Raw genomic sequence first — 16,795 nt, forward strand, 5'->3', positions numbered from 1 at the left:
GAGGGAAAACACACCATGCTGGTTCTAAACGATATTAAATGCAAAATGGTGTACAGAATTTTTGCCGTTATTGCGCGAGTAACAAGCTTTGTGAACCTGCATAAATTTGCAGCATAATTTTATCAATTTTTGTTTGCTTTTTGTCATAGAATATGTTAGCTGTAGTTGCAATTAATCAACCTTAATCAAATATTCTGGAATTTCATTCCAGCCGTTTATTGGAATTTTCACTGTGTCAGGAATTTTATAACCCAACAATATTTTAGAATTTTTGTAGTTTGTACTATCATATTCAAGTATAATATTTTTTCCAATTACTGAATCACGCTCATTTCTCCACAATAGTTTTGAGTAACTATTCATTAAATTTCCATTTAATTCAAAAGTGTATTTCGTATTATTTTTCCCATGTACTTGGGCGTCAAGAATTTTTACGATTGTGTATTTTCTATTTTTGGTTAGTGCTTTGGATTTTTGGTTGTTATACATTACAATTAAAAAAATTATAAATGCAAAAATTATTGTAAATACAATCTTATTTTCTTTCATTTAATACGGAATCTTGTTTTTGCAATTACAGCTAACGGGTTCGGGCTTTGCGTTCGGGCGGGTTTCAGAGCACAAAACTTCAATTTATTACTAAGGTTTATTAGAAGCACAAAGCTCCAAGTTTGAACGTCAGCCCGCCTGACGCAAAACCCGTGTTATGCCCAGTAATTATTTCCATTTCCAATTATCGTCCCGTTCATACTTGATTTTCAGATAGTCTGCAAGTTCTTTCAGCCTTGTAGTTACATTGTCAATGTTGGATATTTTGTCTTTGGGTAAAATGAAGGATTGTCCGCCCTTCAGTCTAACAAATATCGTTGTAGGAATTTCAAATATCTCTTCAACTTCTGTGGTCAGAACTTTGCTTTCACTGCCGTTGTCTTTTGCCAAAATATAGTCATTGCTAAACTCCAAAGTTGCAGTTCTTCCAAGTCTGTCCTTATAGTTCTCTTTAATGAATCCTTGGTAATGCTTTGTATAATGTCGTCTTTCCCAAAGTGGGTAAATGAAAAACCAAAGTACTCCGATAATGAAAAATATGGTTGACATTGAATGCTTGTCTTCAAACAAAAATAGAAGTCCAAAGGCAACATAAATTAAAGGTAGAATTACCTTATTCCTTAGCCTTTTCTTTTTTATTCTATCGGACTTCGAAGCAACAAAAAGTTGATGCGTCAAGAAGTCATTTTCGTCAATTTTATAGTCGATGGTCATTGTCTTGTATTATTGAGCATAACGAAAAAGGCTTTGCGAAGTGCGGGAATTCGAAGAACGAAAAGTTCAAGGATTCACAAACGTAGCAAATGGCTTTTTCAGATTGTTAAATTAGTAAAAAAATCAAGATGAAAAGCCAATTTGCGGATAAATATCTAAAATAGTTCAACTTAGACTTTAACCCCGCATTTTGCAAAACTACTGTTAGCTGATGCCGTTATTTTTTAATTTTTGATTTTTAATAAAATAATACGATATTATAACAATAATAAACGTCAATATCATTGTTAAAATAATTAGATTGTCTACATTTTTATAAAATCCTTTTCCATTTCTAGGATCTAATCCATAATAAATGTCTACAATAAGATTAACAACAAAGTATAAAATTATAGCTCTTAAAAAATTTAGCTGTTTTGTGAATTTTAAAAGCAGAATTAAAATTAGAGAAATTCCAGCCGAAATTCCAGCGCTTAAAATATATGCAATTGGTAACATTCCAATTTCTCCTCCAGAGTAATCGGTAGTTTTTAAAACACCAATTAACAAGAAGAAATTGATTAAAATTATTCCCAAATAAACTCCAATTATTTTAGATATTTGATTCAACGCAATATTGGTTTACGGTTTCAGCTAACGGTTGGGTATTTCTGTTGGCGGGGATTATTATAACCGGTTTTTGTAAATATAACAAAAAGAACAACTAGCGAAAATCTTTATAATGTAAACTTCAACCCCGCTAATAGAAATACTATGTTGGCAGCAGTTTCTATTTAAAGGTTTGATTAGAAATTTTAAGCATTTCATTATTGTCAATAATGTTTCCATTCAAATCAAAAGTTAAATATATAGAATCTCTTTTTACTGTTTTGTTTTTATTTGTTACTTGTAGTAAGAAGTTGCCGCCCAAAAACTTAGGTTTTATACTGTCGTATTTATTCCGATTTTGAAAGATTTTATTCATTTTGTTTTCATAATATGTTGCAGAATCTAGACTTTTGTTAGAATCCTCTAAATGCATCTTTGCCACAGTATTGTCGCGACTTCCTGCTAAACCTGACAATTCCATTTGTAGTTTTGCTTGATCTGAATTTAGTTTTGCTAAATCAGAATGCCGTTGAAACCTTCCGTCTAGATATCCATAATAAAAATTAGCTTGTTGTTTTTCTGTCAAAGAGTCAACTTTCAATATTCTTAGAGAATCAATTTTTTCAAAATCCTTTTCTTTTGTTAATTCGGTTGATAAATAAATTCTAGCATTATTTTCAAGTTTACTTGATATTTTTTCAGATTCTTTTTTACAAGAAAATACAAGTAAAGTAATCAAGACTATGAGATAGTTATTTTTCTTCATATGTTTTTAGTTTAACATGGTTTTTGAATTGCTGCCAACGGTTGGGTATTTCTGTGGGCGGGGCTTATTATAATTAGTTTTTGTAAATATAACAAAAAGAACAACTCGCGAAAATCTTTATGATGTAAACTTCAACCCCGCTAATAGAAATACCGTGTTGTGCGCAGTATTTTTTAATTTCAAGGGAGTTTTAGCGCTTTTAAAAGTCAGTCAGACAGTTAAAAAGATAGTGAATTCATGCAGTTTTGCACGTTTGTTTTAGCAGAAATAGTTTTCCGAAGTTTAATTCAGAACGCTGAACGTAAAGCAAGAAAGTCAGACCAGTAGTTTTGGAAAAGTCAGTGCGGTTATTTTTCCAACGGTAAATTCAGATTCAGAATTCAGCCAGCAAAAAAGTCAGTTCAGAGTTAAAAAAATCTCATAAATTTTGTTTGAAAGTCGCGGCGGTAATATTGCGCACAACGGTTGGGTATTTCTGTTGGCGGGGATTATTATAATTAGTTTTTGTAAATATAACAAAAAGAACAACTCGCGAAAATCTTTATGATGTAAACTTCAATCCCGCTAACAGAAATACCGTGTTATCCTCACAATCCCCCCGATTTGTATTTTATGCTCCCAAATGCCTATTAATAAACGGTTTTAGTTTTTTATCAGTGCAACAAAACGCAAAAAAAAGTAAGGAAAAGTCCAATTTGTTGTACCAAATGTTGTATCTTTGTATAGGCTTGCACTCAGATACTTCGTTGCAATTTTCCCGCCTTTCATCGGTTTGCATTCCTTTTCAAATGTAGTATAACAAATCCAAATCCGCAACAGTATGGCTACAGTTAAATTAATCCTCAGAACCCAGCAAGCAGACAAAACCGGTGCTGCTCCTTTGTACATCCGCGTGATCAAAGACCGTAAAACAAAGTTCATTTCTACGGGTTATAAATTCCTTCCTGCGCAGTGGAATCCCATTGACCAGGTAGTAAGAAAAAGTTTTAAAGGTTCGGCCCGGATGAATGCGCTTCTGGCTCAGAAAGTGGCGGATGCTTCCGGCGAAGTAGCAGACCTGGAACGAAAATCCAAAACCGTTTCAGCCAGAAGATTAAAAGAAGCCATCAACGGAAAGCGATCAATGAATTTCTTTGCCTTTGCTGATGACAGACTGGAGAAAATGAAAAACTCCGTATCCATCCAAACCCTTAAAGCATACAAAGCACAGCTGAGGAAGTTTGAAGAATATAACGGCAGCAGAGACGTGAATTTCGATGATATGACCGTAGCCTTTCTGAAGGATTACATGAACTACTGCAGCAACAAACTTGGAAACACTAACACGACGGTAAAGTATTCACTGCTTATCCTTGCCATCTTTTTCAAGGAAGCCATTCGCGAGGATTTGGTGTACTCACACCTGTACCCATTCGATAAGATCAAAATCAAAAAAGATCCGGGCAAAAGAATGTTTCTCAGCAAAACACAGCTGCAGAATTTCACAGACCTTAAAGCCAATCCCGACGGCAAAGCTCAGGTTATTAAAGACATGTTTCTTTTCAGTGTCTATGCCGGTGGACTACGCCTTAGTGATGTAATTGAAATTGCCTGGGAACATATCGACCTGGAAAACCAACGGATTAGCAAGAAAATCAGAAAGACCGGACGCATGCACAGCTTCAAGTTTGGTCAGTTGGCTTTGGAGATTTTAAACAAGTATAAACCGGCCGAAATTAATCCTTCGCATTTTGTATTTCCAATGCTGGATAACGGTTCACCATACCACACCAATGAACTGTACGCATACGAGGAACTTAAACGCTGCAGCTCATTGTGCGGCTTTCATCTGAGGGCGATCGGCAAGCAGATGAAATTGCCTTTCTCACTTTCCTTCCACCTGGCGCGCCACACCTTTGCGACCAACGCACTGAACAACGGAATGCGAATCGAGCATGTATCTAAACTTCTGGACCACACCAGTATAGGAACCACCCAGATCTACGCAAAGATCATTTCTCAGGAACTCGACGACGCAGTGGACAAATACATCAATTAAACATAATTGTTGAAAACTTTTGCACTTTCTTTTCAAAAGAAGGTGCTTTTTTTTGCACCCAATTTCATAAATTAGCTTGATGATGAAAAGAACAGAATCTGCACCTAAGCTTTGCCTTTTGTTGCGCCAGTTTTGTTTCCCGATGCTTTGATTAGAACTTCCCCCTCCCTTTACGGTATTATTATTTTAAAAACACAAATCTGCTATGTCGGAAAAGTATCTGCTGAAAGAAACCGCACCCTTCGTGCAATTTTCGTCCGTAAAAATCATGGATGACTTTAACCCCGAATTCGATATTGAAAAAACACCCAAACAGACTCTGGATGAATATTGTCAGCAGCTCATCAACCGGTCTTTCAGCATCACCCACTCCCAGATTCCTGCGTTTATCTGCCACCACTGCCAGTTGGTGAAAGATCCTGTGCAATGGCTAAACAAATTCGAAAAACTGCTTTCCCTTAACGACGATCTTTTTAATGGCGTTCGCAACCAGAACCGTCACACAAAATTCATGATCAGCATTGAAACGAAAAGAAACAGAATTCTGGACGAACAATCAAAAACAATCAGAGTAAAACCTGCCAAAAAATACATTAACGCCGAGAGCGAAGACCGGTATTTTTCTTTCCATGAACTCAAAAAAGACCTTGCAGACCTTGGGTGTGATGCAGAACGGATCATGCTGCTCACCAAAGAAAAGTTTGAATACCAGCAATCCTGCATTGAAACCGTGAACATCAATACCCTGGCTTATGATGAGCAATGTGAAAAAGAAATTCAGCAGATCTATGCCATGAAAAAACTGAAACAGGACCTGGAAAGAGAGGGGACTTTTGAAAAGTCCCCGGGGACCCTTAATCCTAAAATTCGTATTTCGCTCAACATCAATCAGTTCACTGATATTTTCTTTCAGTTGATGACTCAGAAAACGGCAGACGGCAACCCTTATTTTGATGCAAATGCCAATCAGATTGCTGATTTAATCGTGAATAACTTCGTCGATAAAGACGGAAATCCAATAAGTCCCCAAACTGTAAAAACAATTCTGAAACCTTCCAAAGAAGAAAAACGCCCAAACAACGGTAAAAGAATAGATTTGAATACACTCATATAAAAAACTTGGTCCCCGGGGACCAAATGGGGACCTGGGGACTTCATTCTATCTTGCAATTTTGCTTCATAATCTTAAACCCAATAAAAATTATGGAAGCAATCATCCTTACCAAAGACCAGTTCAACGAGCTCCTTTCAAAAATCGAAGAAATCAATCAAAAGTTGAATTCCTCCAGATCTGCCAAAACAGAAACCTATCTGAACAACAAACAGTTCATGGAAATGCTTGATGTATCTCTCCGCACTGCACAATCCTGGCGCGACGAAGGAAAGATCACCTTTTCCCAGGTCGGCAACAAAATCTACTACAAACTCTCCGACGTAGAAAAATTCATCCAGGACTACCGCAATTCCGCCTTCGCTAAAAAATAGCAATAATCCGGCACTGAAAAAATGACCTAGGAGTTATTTGCGTTAAAAAATTTTGAAGGGTTTCCGTTAAAAAATTTCCATTGTTTGAGCGCGCTAAAATCTTCAACCGAAGAAACCAGCCACAATCGCGCGAGTTCTGGGAATTTTAGGAAACCCTTCGAAAATTTTAGCAAATAAATCCAGTCTTGAACTTTTGATTCTTTTGTTTCAAGACAAAAGAGTAAACAGAAGATTTAAACCTTGAATCTGTCATTCTGAGCGAAGCGAAGAATCTCAATCTAAAATCTAAAATCCACAATCTAAAATCTCCCCAAATGAAATCTACCATATTCAAAAACTTCAATGAAGTCATCGAACAAAAAGACATCCTGAAAATCCTCGACGATATTAAAACCGGAACCTACCGCAACGCCATCACTTACCTCCGAAAATCCCTTGCCGAGGACAAAAAAGAAGCCGCAGAACGCGCCAAAAAATCCCTTCCGGCATTTACACCCAGTGCAACATTCAACGGCGGCAGAAAAATGGAATTTCTCACTGCTTATAATGCTTTAGTAGTTCTGGACATCGACAAGATCACCAAAGAAAAACTCACTACATCCAAAGAACAACTTCACAATAACGAATTTGTATTTGCAGCCTTCACAAGTCCATCAGGAAACGGTCTTAAAATATTTGTTAAAGTCAGCACCGAGAAAAACCAACATAAAGAAATATTTGTGAAACTGCAGGAATATTTCGAAAACCTTCTCCAGCTCGAAATCGACAAATCCGGCAAAGACATTACCCGGCTTTGCTTCTTTTCCTACGATCCGGATCTCTACCTAAACGAAAACGCCAAAGTGTTTTCGACCGCCGAACCAGAACTGGTGGCTGAGGCTCGCGAAGCCACCTCCAATGCAAACTGTCATTCCGAGCAACGCACAAAGACACCCAGCACCCAGCACCCAGCACCCATCAATTACGATGCTTTGTACGCCCACTGCATCCAGTTCACCGAAAAGAAATACCAATTTGTAGAAGGCAGCCGCAATTATTTTGTTTTCACCCTCGCCAACAACCTGAACAGAAAAGGAGTTCCCGAATCCTTAGCCTTGGGCTATATCCTGGCTGATTATGATTACAACACGCAGGAAGTAATGACATCAGTAAAAAGTGCGTATTCCAATACTTCCGACCATGGTACAGACCAATTTCAACCAAATAAAAATTCCGCCAAATCCGCACAATCTGCGAGCGTAAAGAATAATTCAGGTGAATCATCCGTGACAACAAGCCACGATGGAACAATGACCTTAGATGAAGAAGAAGAACCCGCCCAAATCGACAAGCTCGAAAACTTCCTCAACAACCGATATAAATTCCGCTACAACGAAGTTCTGGGAAAACTGGAATACAAACGGGTAAACGGTAAAATCTGGAAATACATCACCGACTTCAAAGAAAACTCAATCCTTCGCGAAATCCAGAAAGCAAAAGTCCGCTGCAGCATCAACTCCCTCCGTAACCTGTTGCATTCCGACTTCTGCGAAATGTACGATCCATTCAAAGACTACTTCGAAAATTTGCCGGAATATACGGGCGATAAAGACTACATCGAAGAATTGGCCTTAACGATTACCACTACAAAACCTGATCTCTGGAAAGAATGTTTCAAAAAGTGGTTTGTCGCAATGGTCGCCTGTGTTCTAGACGAAAAGCAAATCAACCAGACCGTAATTGTATTTTCCGGTAAACAGGGTCTCGGAAAAACCACCTGGATAGAAAAACTGATGCCCCGGGAACTCAAACAGTACATCTTCTCCGGAACCGTCAACCCAAACAACAAAGACACTTTAATCCACTTAGCAGAATGCATGCTGATCAACCTGGACGAACTCGAAAACCTGAACCGGACAGAAATCGGCTCCCTGAAAGAACTCATCACCAAAACCCATATAAGAATGCGAAAAGCTTACGGCCACAACAATGAAAATATGCCACGCCGTGCCAGTTTCGCCGGCAGCGTGAACACTGCACAGTTCCTGAACGACACCACCGGCTCCCGTCGTTTTCTTTGCTTCGAACTGGAAAACATAGAATACCAACACGAAGTAGATATTAACCTGTGCTACGCCCAGGCGTTAAAACTTTTTAAAGAAGGCTTCCGCCATTGGTTCAACCAGGAAGAAATCAAAGACATTAACGCGAACAACGAGCAGTACCAGTTAATGAGTCCCGAAGAAGAACTGTTACTTACTTGGTTTGAACCGGCTACAAGGGAAACTGCAAATGCCTTTCTTAACGCTTCTCAAATTGCAGTTCGGCTGGCTACTGTAGCGAATATTAATGTTACCGATGGTACTGTAAATAAATTGGGCAAAGCATTAAAAAAACACGGGTTTACGAGAATAGTACGAAATAAAAGCTACGTCTATGTTGTAAATGTTCTCGATGTTGATGAAGTAGACAGAAGAGCACGCAAGAAAGAACATAATGAAACCGATAATTCCGAGGTCGGAAAGTTACCGTACAGGTTTCCAAATTAGTAATCATTTTCTTTGAAATCAGCCATAAAATTTACCTTTCAAAAAAGCGGTGTCAAAAGCATCGCTTTTCCTTATTTTGTGGCAGTAAGGGCAGTAACCACTTTTGGGCAAAAAACTTTTTTTTATTTTTTCTTGAAAAAAAACATATTACTTCGACCACTTCCGACGCAAACTAAAATAGCCGTTTCTTTATTCTGCATTCTACTTTATAAAATTAATAGGTAAATTTTTCATTTAAAAAATAAAATTTTTCTTTTGCTAAAGTTTGCTTACGTCCTTACTCCTACCAGACATGGTAATAAAATGGATGGAAAAAAGATGGGGCAGTTGTACACGCAATGGAAAAATCACACTTAACACCGAATTGGTAAAAGCACCAAAAGTCTGTATAGAATATGTAATGGTCCATGAGCTTTGCCATTTGGTCATTCGCAACCACACCAAAGATTTTTACGACCTCCAGGCAAAAATATTCCCCGACTGGCAAAAATGGAAAGAAAAACTGGAAAAAACACTGGCTTAAACTCGCAAAAAGACCTTTTCTAATGATACACCCTTACCAATTTCTAAACGGTTAATCTCTGGGATTTGTGGAATGACATACTATGGTAATAAACACGAAGAAAATAGAACTTCAAAAATAATTTCCTACATTTGTACTGTTTTACTTTATAATGCACGTTAATTTAAAAATACTATTCCTTTCCTTTACACTCGCGTTATTTCTGGCGCCGGGGATTTCCTTAGCTTGCAGCAAAAAGGATAAGCAGGTTTTTAAATCAGAGGCGCATGCTGAAACTTTCATCAAACAGTCATTCGCGACTATCCAGCCATCTTGCGACAGTGGCAATTGCAAAGACGAATGCTGTCACCCAAAATCACACAATTGCCAAACCGATGGATGCTCAGGAAATTGCAGCGGTAACCTTTGCAGCACTGCTCAATACACTGTTTTAGCGGATAGCAAATTTTTAGAGGATTCTAAAAACGAAGCGTCCGGTTACGATGACAAAAATTCTAATTTCTTTTATCAGAATCCCCATTACTCAGGTGGATTCCATACCATTTGGCAACCGCCAAAAATAGGTTAATACCTTCTTTTACAGCCCGAATTGTGTCTTGTCGTGAAGTGTTGTTGACGCTTTATCCCTGATGACTTATCAGCGCTGTATATTCCTTTGAACATCAACTTTTCCTTTAAAAGTAAATCTTTCATAAAAGATTTTCCTTTTGGAGCAAGGACAATTTGAAGATCAGGATACCCGTAATCAGTTTCTAAACACTGAGACTCAAAATTAACCTATAATCTAAAATTTAATGAAGAATATTCTTTTAGGAATACTGGCTTTTGTAGCAGTGTTCCTCGTTTCCTGCACCAATTCAAAAGCAGAAACTACCCAAATTACCAATGCACAGTTCAAGACCGGCGACATTGTTCCCCACGACCAGGTCTGTATGGTAAACAACGCCTACATGGGCAAAAAGCAGCTCGAAGTAAAGCATGACGGCAAAACCTACTACGGTTGCTGCGAAAACTGCAAACTCAGAATCCCGCAGGAAGAAAATGCGCGCATGGCGTACGATCCGATATCTCATCAACTCATCGATAAAGCAACCGCAATTATTGCGATTTCCGATAAAAATGACAATGTCGTGTACTTTGAAAACAAGGCGAACTACGAAGCCTTTTTTAATAAATAAAAATAATCTTTAAACTTATAAAATAATGAAAACACTAGTATTCAGCCTTTTGGCAATCGGCACACTTGCACTCACTTCCTGCAAAGAGAATAAAGAACAGAAAAAAACCACTGAAACATCCATGCAGCATGATATGAACATGATGTCTGACAGTTCAGCGATGGGCGATATGCCTATGGATGGAAAGGTAACCGTGATCGACGCAAAAAAATCTTCCGCAAATCTTACAGAACTCTATTCCCATTACACCCATCTTACATTTGCGTTGTCGGGTGATGATGATAAAGAAGCGGTGAGTGCGGCCAAAGGGATCCTCGCTTCTTTTCCCAAAATAGACAAAAACGGTTTTTCTGCTGAACAGAAAAAAGAATTTGCTGAACTCGAAGCAAGCATCAGTGAACACGCCGAGCACATTGCAGATAATGCCGGAAATATTGATCATCAGCGCGAACATCTGGATATAATGAGTGCAGATTTTTACGACCTGTTGAAGGATTTCGGAACTCCAAAACCGGTGTACAAAATCTTCTGTCCAATGTTCAATGATAACAAAGGGACTTTTTGGCTTAGCGATGCACGTGAGGTGAAGAATCCTTATTATGGCAAAGAAATGATTTCATGTGGCGAGGTTCAGGAAGAGATTAAGTAAAAACATACTGAACCATGATTCAAAATTTAATCAAACTGTCCCTCCGCAACAGATACTTCGTTTTGCTCATTGCAACCGGCCTTTTTATCTGGGGTATTTTTGCGGTAAGGGACAATCCCATCGATGCAATTCCGGATCTGAGTGAGAACCAGGTCATTGTTTTTACGGAGTGGATGGGCAGAAGTCCCCAGATTATTGAAGATCAGGTGACTTTTCCACTGGTCAGCAACCTTCAGGGCATTCCGAAAATCAAAAATATCCGGGCTTCCTCTATGTTTGGGATGAGTTTCGTGTATGTTATTTTCGATGATAATGTGGATATTTATTGGGCCAGAACCCGGGTAATGGAACGCCTCAATTATGCGCAGCGATTACTCCCGCAGGATGTTACCCCTACGCTCGGACCCGATGGCACCGGTGTAGGTCACGTCTTCTGGTATCATTTCGATGCACCCAAAATGGATTTGGGAGACCAGCGTGCCCTTCAGGACTGGTATGTAAAGTTTGCGCTTCAGACGGTTCCCGGCGTGGCGGAAGTAGCCTCCTTTGGCGGCTTCGAAAAACAGTACCAACTCATTGTAGATCCTGTAAAACTGCAGTACTATAACGTCTCTCTGATGGATGTCATGAACAAAGTCAAAGCCAACAATAATGATGTGGGCGGACGTAAATTTGAGATGGCTGATATGGCATACATCATTCGCGGACTGGGGTACATAAAGAACGTAGCCGATATCGAGGAAATTGCTTTGGGAAATTACAACGGTATTCCTGTGCGTGTGAAAGATATTGGCTCTGTACAGATGGGTGGTGATCTCCGCCTGGGTATTTTCGACGCGGATGGGGAAGGAGAAGTGGTAGGCGGTATCGTGGTGGCGCGGTATGGCGAAAATGCGGATAAGGTCATCAACGATGTGAAAGAGAAAATGAAGGACGTGGAAAAAGGTCTCCCCGAAGGCGTTACCTTCAAAACATCTTACGACCGCAGTACGCTGATTGAAGGGGCAATAGACAATATCAAAACCAAGCTGATCGAAGAGATCATCGTGGTCGCTATCATTGTGATTCTGTTCCTGTTCCACTGGCGAAGTGCATTCAGTATCATTATTCAGATTCCGGTCACCATTGCCATCAGCTTTATTCTGCTCAATGCGTTCGGACTTTCATCAAATATTATGTCGCTTACCGGAATTGCACTGGCAATCGGGGTGATTGTAGATAACGGAATTATCATGTCTGAAAATGCGTATAAAAATCTCTCCGATTGGCAGAACCATCAACAAAATAAAAACCCATAACAATGAAAACCAACTGGTTTAAAAATATATTCAGAAAGAAAGATAAGGAGAAAGACAGTTACGTTAAAATTCCCGAAGATATTCGGATGAAGATTATCGAAAAATCATCCTTACAGGTATCCAGAGGGGTCTTTTTCTCTACGGTGATTATCGTGGTTTCCTTTCTCCCCGTATTTATGTTGACAGGTCAGGAAGGTAAACTTTTTCACCCGTTGGCGTACACCAAAACTTTTATCCTGATCGTTGATGCGATCTTGGTACTTACCCTTGCGCCGGTACTTATCTCCTTTTTTATGAAGGGAAAGTTTAAAGACGATAAGAAAAACCCAATAAATCGGGGCTTGGAACGGGTTTACGAACCCATCATTCGCTGGTGCATGGAATGGAAAAAAACAACGCTTGGCATTAATATTCTTGCCCTTCTTATCAGCATCCCTTTAATTATGAACCTCGGCCGTGAGTTTATGCCGCCCTTAGATGAAGGCTCACTACTCTTTATGCCGGTCACTTTGCCTGATATTTCGAACTCTGAAGCCAAAAGATTACTTCAGGTGCAGGATAAAATCATTAAAGGAGTTCCGGAAGTGGATCATGTCCTCGGAAAAGCCGGAAGAGCAAACACGGCGACAGATAATTCACCCATTTCAATGATTGAAACCATCATTCTGTTGAAACCTCAGGACGAATGGCGCGACGGCCTTACAAAAGACGATCTTATTAATGAATTGAATGCCAAACTGCAGATTCCCGGCGTAACCAATGGCTGGACCATGCCGATTTCCAACCGGATCAATATGCTTTCAACAGGGATTAGAACGGATGTGGGCGTAAAAGTGTACGGACAGAACCTGGACAGTATCGCGGTCCTTTCCGAAAAAATAAAAAAGGAACTCACCGGTATTGAAGGAATAAAAGACATGTACGTAGAACCCATTACCGGCGGAAAATATGTGGATATTGAAGTGAAACGCGAAGAAATAGGAAGATACGGCCTAAGTGTGGATGATGTAAATGCCGTCGTGGAAAGTGCGCTCGGCGGAATGAAACTCACCACCACAGTGGAAGGCCGACAGCGCTTTTCGGTAAATGCCAGATACGGCCAGGATTTCAGAAATAATTTGGAATCTCTGAGAAGATTGCCCATGCAGACGATGGAATTTGGTTCCATTCCGCTAAGTGCAGTAGCCGACATCCGTCTTACAGAAGGACCACCAATGATCAATTCTGAAAATGCAATGTTGCGTGGAACTGTTCTATTCAACGTACGCGACCGGGATTTAGGCAGTACCGTAAAAGAAGCCCAGGCAAAACTCAATAACATGGTGAACAAAATGCCAAAAGGTTATTTCGTGGAATGGAGCGGTCAGTACGAAAACCTGATTCGGGGCGAGCAGACTTTAAAAATGATTATGCCCCTCGTATTAATAGTGATTTTCCTTTCGATGTATTTTGCGTTCAATTCTTACCGCGAAGCTTTCTTTAATCTCATCAGTATTCCTTTTGCCCTAATCGGGGGTGTCTTTATGATTTCGATTTGGGGGGTGAACCTTTCCGTAGCCGTAGCAGTTGGTTTTATTGCGTTGTTCGGACTTGCGGTAGAAACCGGAATCGTGATGGTTATCTACCTGAACGATGCCATGATTCAGCTTACCACGAAGAATGGCAACTCACGGGAGACCATTACCAATGAAGAACTTCGGGAGTACGTCATCAATGGAGCAGCAAAAAGATTAAGACCGAAGATTATGACGGTTTGTGTGACCCTCTTCGGCCTAGTCCCCATCCTGTGGAGCCACGGTGTGGGAAGTGATATGATGAAACCCATTGTATTACCGATGGTCGGTGGCGTTTTCACTTCGGCCATTCACATTCTTTTGGTAACGCCTATTATCTTTTATATGCAGAAGGAATGGGAACTGAACAAGTTGGGTAAAATTGACGTGCTCGACGCTTCCCATTAATACTTAAATGATTACAAAATGAAAAAATTAATAATAACAGGAGCACTGGCCTTGCTTTACACCAATATTGATGCTCAGCGGATGCCGTTGCCCGCTGTAATGGACAGTATCGCAGCCAACCATCCGGTGGTTAAAATGTATAATGCGGAAGTCCGGTCAATGGACGCTGCGGCCAAAGGCGCAAGAAGCTGGATGCCCCCAACCGTTGGAGCCGGTTTCTTCATGACGCCCTATAATCCAAAACTCTGGCAGCGCGACGGCGATATGCTCGGTATGGGCTCAGTAGCTGTATCTGTGGAGCAGATGTTTCCCAATAAACAAAAACTTGATGCCAACGAAAAGCTGATGAAGGCGATGTCTTCCGTAGAAAAGGAAAAACTTTTTGCCGCCCTCAATGAAAACTTTCAGGATGCGAAAAAACTGTATTACAGTTCAATCGTCTTGGATAAAAAGCTGAAGGTCGTAAAGGAAAACGAAAAGATGCTGGATTTCATGATCAGAAACGCCGAAATCCGGTACAAAAACGGACTCGGTAAAATATCGGCCTATTACAAAGCAAAAGCTGCCCTCGGAAGCTCCAAAAACATGCAGCTCATGTACGAGAATGACCTCCGCGTCAACCGGATCCGGTTGAATGCCCTCATGGGAAGAGACCCGCTCGCGCCACTGGAGATTGAACCGGAATACAACCTGAATGATTATTCTCTCGAGACTTTTGGTCAGGATCTATTTTATCAGAACAGAAGTGATCTCCGCGGCATCGACCGGGAAATCAATATTGCCAAACTCAAACAGGATCTGGAAAAGCAGAATCTAAAGCCGGAATTTGGCGTAAAGTTCGAAAACATGTTTGGTTTTGGTGGCCAGCCCATGCAGTTTTCTCTGATGCTGATGGCAAAACTGCCTTTCGTATCCTGGGCTTCAGGCATGAATAAAGCCAATATTGAAAGCCTGAAACTGAAAGAAGAAGCCTTGCAGGCACAGAAAGAAATGATGGTGAACGAATACAGCGGAATGGCCTACGGAATGCGCAATGAACTGGACCTGAATAAAAATCAGCTGAAACTCTATGAAGACACCATTATTCCGGCCTTAAAAAACAACTACAAATCCATGCAGTTGGGCTATGAGCAGAATACGGAAGAACTCTTCATGTTATATGACGCATGGGAACAGCTGAATATGGCCCAACTGGAATATTTCGAGATCCTTACCAAAGCACTGCAGACGCAAACTGAAATTGACCGCTTAATAGAAAGAAGATGAGAAAAATTATAATATTCACTATGCTTTTATTTGGTTTGACGGCGTGTGACAAAGTTAAGTTCTGGGAAGATAAGCACTCGGCAGAAGCTGCAATGCATACTTATACCTGTCCGATGCACCCGGAAGTGATCTCAGACAAACCCGGTCAGTGTCCCAAATGTGGGATGGATTTGGTCCTGAAAGATGCCCCTGAAAAAAAGGAAGAGGGGATTAAACTCGACGATCTGCTGAAACCAACCAATGAATTTGTAGTGTCGGAACAGCCCGTAATAAAAGTAAAAAGAGAAAACATACCCACCACGGTTGATGCTTTAGGGACGGTAGAATACGATACTCGACAGATTGGCAGTATTTCCTCACGCGTTGCGGGCCGTATCGAGAAACTCTATGTGCGGTATAAATACCAGAAAGTGTCGAAAGGGCAGCGTATTTTAGATATATACAGCCCGGAACTTTTAACCGCACAGCAAAACCTGCTCTTCGTTATTAAAAATGACCGCTCAAACAAAACAATGATCGATGCTTCACGCCAGAAACTCCTTCTTTTGGGAATGCCGGCTTCACAGATACAGAAAGTCATCCAGCGAGGGAAACCTGATCTAACAGTTCCGGTTTTCAGCAATTACAGCGGACACATTCAGCAGGCAGGATCGGCCGGAAGCATGGGGTCATCACCACAATCTGCACCCGCAATGGCTTCAAATACGGCAGCCACCGCTGAACTACCCCTAAAAGAGGGAATGTATCTCCAGAAAGGACAGAATATTTTCAGTGTCTACAATCCCAACAGAACCTGGGCCCTGATCAATATTTTCTCTGAAGACATTGCACTGGTCAGCAAAGGACAGTCAGTCATGATCATCCCGGAAGCCAATCCTGAAAATCGCTTCAAAGGAACCATCGGTTTTATTGAACCCTTTTTCAGGCAGGGCAGCAAAACCGTAACGGCGCGCGTCTATTTTGATAATTCCACCGCAAAAATTCCTGTCGGAAGTCAGGTTAAAGCGGAGATTATGAGCCACAACAGAATGGCAGACTGGCTGCCGAAATCAGCGGTGGTTTCTTTAGGGATTGATAAAATCGCGTTCAAAAAAGTAGAAGGCGGTTTTATTGCCCATAAAGTTGTTACCGGCGCGGTGGTAGGCGATAAAATTCAGATCGTCAGTGGTTTGCTTCCTGAAGATGGAGTTGCCGAAAATGCACAGTACCTGATGGACAGCGAAAGTTTCATAAAAATTAACAGATAAAAATT

At 40.4% G+C, this 16,795-nt stretch carries 16 protein-coding genes; 12 read left to right on the plus strand and 4 right to left on the minus strand.

Features of this window, described 5'->3' with window-relative positions; translation table 11 throughout:
• Positions 1 to 171: 171 nt before the first annotated feature.
• The 4 genes from CDW55_RS12070 to CDW55_RS12085 form a co-directional block, all read right to left on the minus strand.
• Positions 172 to 549, minus strand: coding sequence for a hypothetical protein (locus CDW55_RS12070; protein WP_088470034.1), 378 nt, complete (start codon positions 547 to 549; stop codon positions 172 to 174).
• Positions 550 to 717: 168 nt separating this feature from the next.
• Entirely contained in the window at positions 718 to 1,098 is a 381-nt protein-coding gene (locus CDW55_RS12075) for a YcxB family protein (RefSeq protein WP_179285950.1), read from the minus strand.
• A 369-nt stretch (positions 1,099 to 1,467) separates the two neighbouring features.
• Positions 1,468 to 1,872 (minus strand): hypothetical protein, encoded by a 405-nt coding sequence (locus CDW55_RS12080; protein ID WP_143756235.1) that lies wholly within the window; start codon positions 1,870 to 1,872, stop codon positions 1,468 to 1,470.
• A gap of 160 nt (positions 1,873 to 2,032) precedes the next feature.
• Positions 2,033 to 2,617, minus strand: coding sequence for a hypothetical protein (locus CDW55_RS12085; protein ID WP_088470037.1), 585 nt, complete (start codon positions 2,615 to 2,617; stop codon positions 2,033 to 2,035).
• Positions 2,618 to 3,437: 820 nt separating this feature from the next.
• Between CDW55_RS12085 and CDW55_RS12090 the strand changes: the two genes are divergently transcribed.
• From CDW55_RS12090 to CDW55_RS12145, 12 genes are all read left to right on the plus strand, one after another.
• The gene (locus CDW55_RS12090; protein ID WP_088470038.1) at positions 3,438 to 4,655 is read left to right on the plus strand and encodes a site-specific integrase; all 1,218 of its coding nucleotides are present in this window, start codon (positions 3,438 to 3,440) and stop codon (positions 4,653 to 4,655) included.
• 205 nt (positions 4,656 to 4,860) lie between these two features.
• On the plus strand, positions 4,861 to 5,769 hold the full coding sequence (locus CDW55_RS12560) for a hypothetical protein (RefSeq protein WP_088470039.1): 909 nt from the start codon (positions 4,861 to 4,863) through the stop codon (positions 5,767 to 5,769).
• Between the two features lie 89 nt (positions 5,770 to 5,858).
• Complete coding sequence (locus CDW55_RS12100; protein ID WP_088470040.1) at positions 5,859 to 6,140, plus strand: helix-turn-helix domain-containing protein; 282 nt, start codon at positions 5,859 to 5,861, stop codon at positions 6,138 to 6,140.
• 314 nt (positions 6,141 to 6,454) lie between these two features.
• A complete protein-coding gene (locus tag CDW55_RS12105; RefSeq protein ID WP_088470041.1) occupies positions 6,455 to 8,668 on the plus strand; it encodes a VapE domain-containing protein in 2,214 nt (737 codons plus the stop codon).
• 292 nt (positions 8,669 to 8,960) lie between these two features.
• Positions 8,961 to 9,191 (plus strand): M48 family metallopeptidase, encoded by a 231-nt coding sequence (locus CDW55_RS12110; RefSeq protein ID WP_088470042.1) that lies wholly within the window; start codon positions 8,961 to 8,963, stop codon positions 9,189 to 9,191.
• Positions 9,192 to 9,457: 266 nt separating this feature from the next.
• Positions 9,458 to 9,625 (plus strand): hypothetical protein, encoded by a 168-nt coding sequence (locus CDW55_RS12520; protein WP_179285953.1) that lies wholly within the window; start codon positions 9,458 to 9,460, stop codon positions 9,623 to 9,625.
• Between the two features lie 360 nt (positions 9,626 to 9,985).
• Complete coding sequence (locus CDW55_RS12120) at positions 9,986 to 10,369, plus strand: hypothetical protein (protein WP_088470044.1); 384 nt, start codon at positions 9,986 to 9,988, stop codon at positions 10,367 to 10,369.
• A gap of 25 nt (positions 10,370 to 10,394) precedes the next feature.
• Positions 10,395 to 11,018, plus strand: coding sequence for a DUF3347 domain-containing protein (locus tag CDW55_RS12125; protein ID WP_088470045.1), 624 nt, complete (start codon positions 10,395 to 10,397; stop codon positions 11,016 to 11,018).
• A gap of 14 nt (positions 11,019 to 11,032) precedes the next feature.
• Positions 11,033 to 12,316 carry an efflux RND transporter permease subunit gene (locus tag CDW55_RS12610; RefSeq protein ID WP_088470046.1) on the plus strand — a complete coding sequence of 428 codons (1,284 nt, stop codon included), beginning with the start codon at positions 11,033 to 11,035 and terminating at the stop codon, positions 12,314 to 12,316.
• Positions 12,317 to 12,318: 2 nt separating this feature from the next.
• Positions 12,319 to 14,277 (plus strand): efflux RND transporter permease subunit, encoded by a 1,959-nt coding sequence (locus tag CDW55_RS12615; RefSeq protein ID WP_088470047.1) that lies wholly within the window; start codon positions 12,319 to 12,321, stop codon positions 14,275 to 14,277.
• An 18-nt stretch (positions 14,278 to 14,295) separates the two neighbouring features.
• The gene (locus CDW55_RS12140) at positions 14,296 to 15,543 is read left to right on the plus strand and encodes a TolC family protein (protein ID WP_088470048.1); all 1,248 of its coding nucleotides are present in this window, start codon (positions 14,296 to 14,298) and stop codon (positions 15,541 to 15,543) included.
• Complete coding sequence (locus CDW55_RS12145; RefSeq protein WP_228399654.1) at positions 15,540 to 16,790, plus strand: efflux RND transporter periplasmic adaptor subunit; 1,251 nt, start codon at positions 15,540 to 15,542, stop codon at positions 16,788 to 16,790. The genes CDW55_RS12140 and CDW55_RS12145 overlap by 4 nt, the downstream gene beginning before the upstream one ends.
• The last annotated feature ends 5 nt before the right edge of the window (positions 16,791 to 16,795 follow it).

Origin of the sequence: Chryseobacterium sp. VAUSW3 (assembly GCF_002205795.1) — a bacterium.
GTDB classification, from domain to species: Bacteria; Bacteroidota; Bacteroidia; order Flavobacteriales; family Weeksellaceae; genus Kaistella; species Kaistella yananensis.

Bases quoted from the DNA above. Each gene is read 5' to 3' on its own strand.
- CDW55_RS12070 (WP_088470034.1), bottom strand. From the start codon at position 549: ATGAAAGAAAATAAGATTGTATTTACAATAATTTTTGCATTTATAATT.
- CDW55_RS12075 (WP_179285950.1), bottom strand. From the start codon at position 1,098: ATGTCAACCATATTTTTCATTATCGGAGTACTTTGGTTTTTCATTTAC.
- CDW55_RS12085 (WP_088470037.1), bottom strand. From the start codon at position 2,617: ATGAAGAAAAATAACTATCTCATAGTCTTGATTACTTTACTTGTATTT.
- CDW55_RS12090 (WP_088470038.1), top strand. From the start codon at position 3,438: ATGGCTACAGTTAAATTAATCCTCAGAACCCAGCAAGCAGACAAAACC.
- CDW55_RS12560 (WP_088470039.1), top strand. From the start codon at position 4,861: ATGTCGGAAAAGTATCTGCTGAAAGAAACCGCACCCTTCGTGCAATTT.
- CDW55_RS12100 (WP_088470040.1), top strand. From the start codon at position 5,859: ATGGAAGCAATCATCCTTACCAAAGACCAGTTCAACGAGCTCCTTTCA.
- CDW55_RS12105 (WP_088470041.1), top strand. From the start codon at position 6,455: ATGAAATCTACCATATTCAAAAACTTCAATGAAGTCATCGAACAAAAA.
- CDW55_RS12110 (WP_088470042.1), top strand. From the start codon at position 8,961: ATGGTAATAAAATGGATGGAAAAAAGATGGGGCAGTTGTACACGCAAT.
- CDW55_RS12520 (WP_179285953.1), top strand. From the start codon at position 9,458: ATGCTGAAACTTTCATCAAACAGTCATTCGCGACTATCCAGCCATCTT.
- CDW55_RS12120 (WP_088470044.1), top strand. From the start codon at position 9,986: ATGAAGAATATTCTTTTAGGAATACTGGCTTTTGTAGCAGTGTTCCTC.
- CDW55_RS12125 (WP_088470045.1), top strand. From the start codon at position 10,395: ATGAAAACACTAGTATTCAGCCTTTTGGCAATCGGCACACTTGCACTC.
- CDW55_RS12610 (WP_088470046.1), top strand. From the start codon at position 11,033: ATGATTCAAAATTTAATCAAACTGTCCCTCCGCAACAGATACTTCGTT.
- CDW55_RS12615 (WP_088470047.1), top strand. From the start codon at position 12,319: ATGAAAACCAACTGGTTTAAAAATATATTCAGAAAGAAAGATAAGGAG.
- CDW55_RS12140 (WP_088470048.1), top strand. From the start codon at position 14,296: ATGAAAAAATTAATAATAACAGGAGCACTGGCCTTGCTTTACACCAAT.
- CDW55_RS12145 (WP_228399654.1), top strand. From the start codon at position 15,540: ATGAGAAAAATTATAATATTCACTATGCTTTTATTTGGTTTGACGGCG.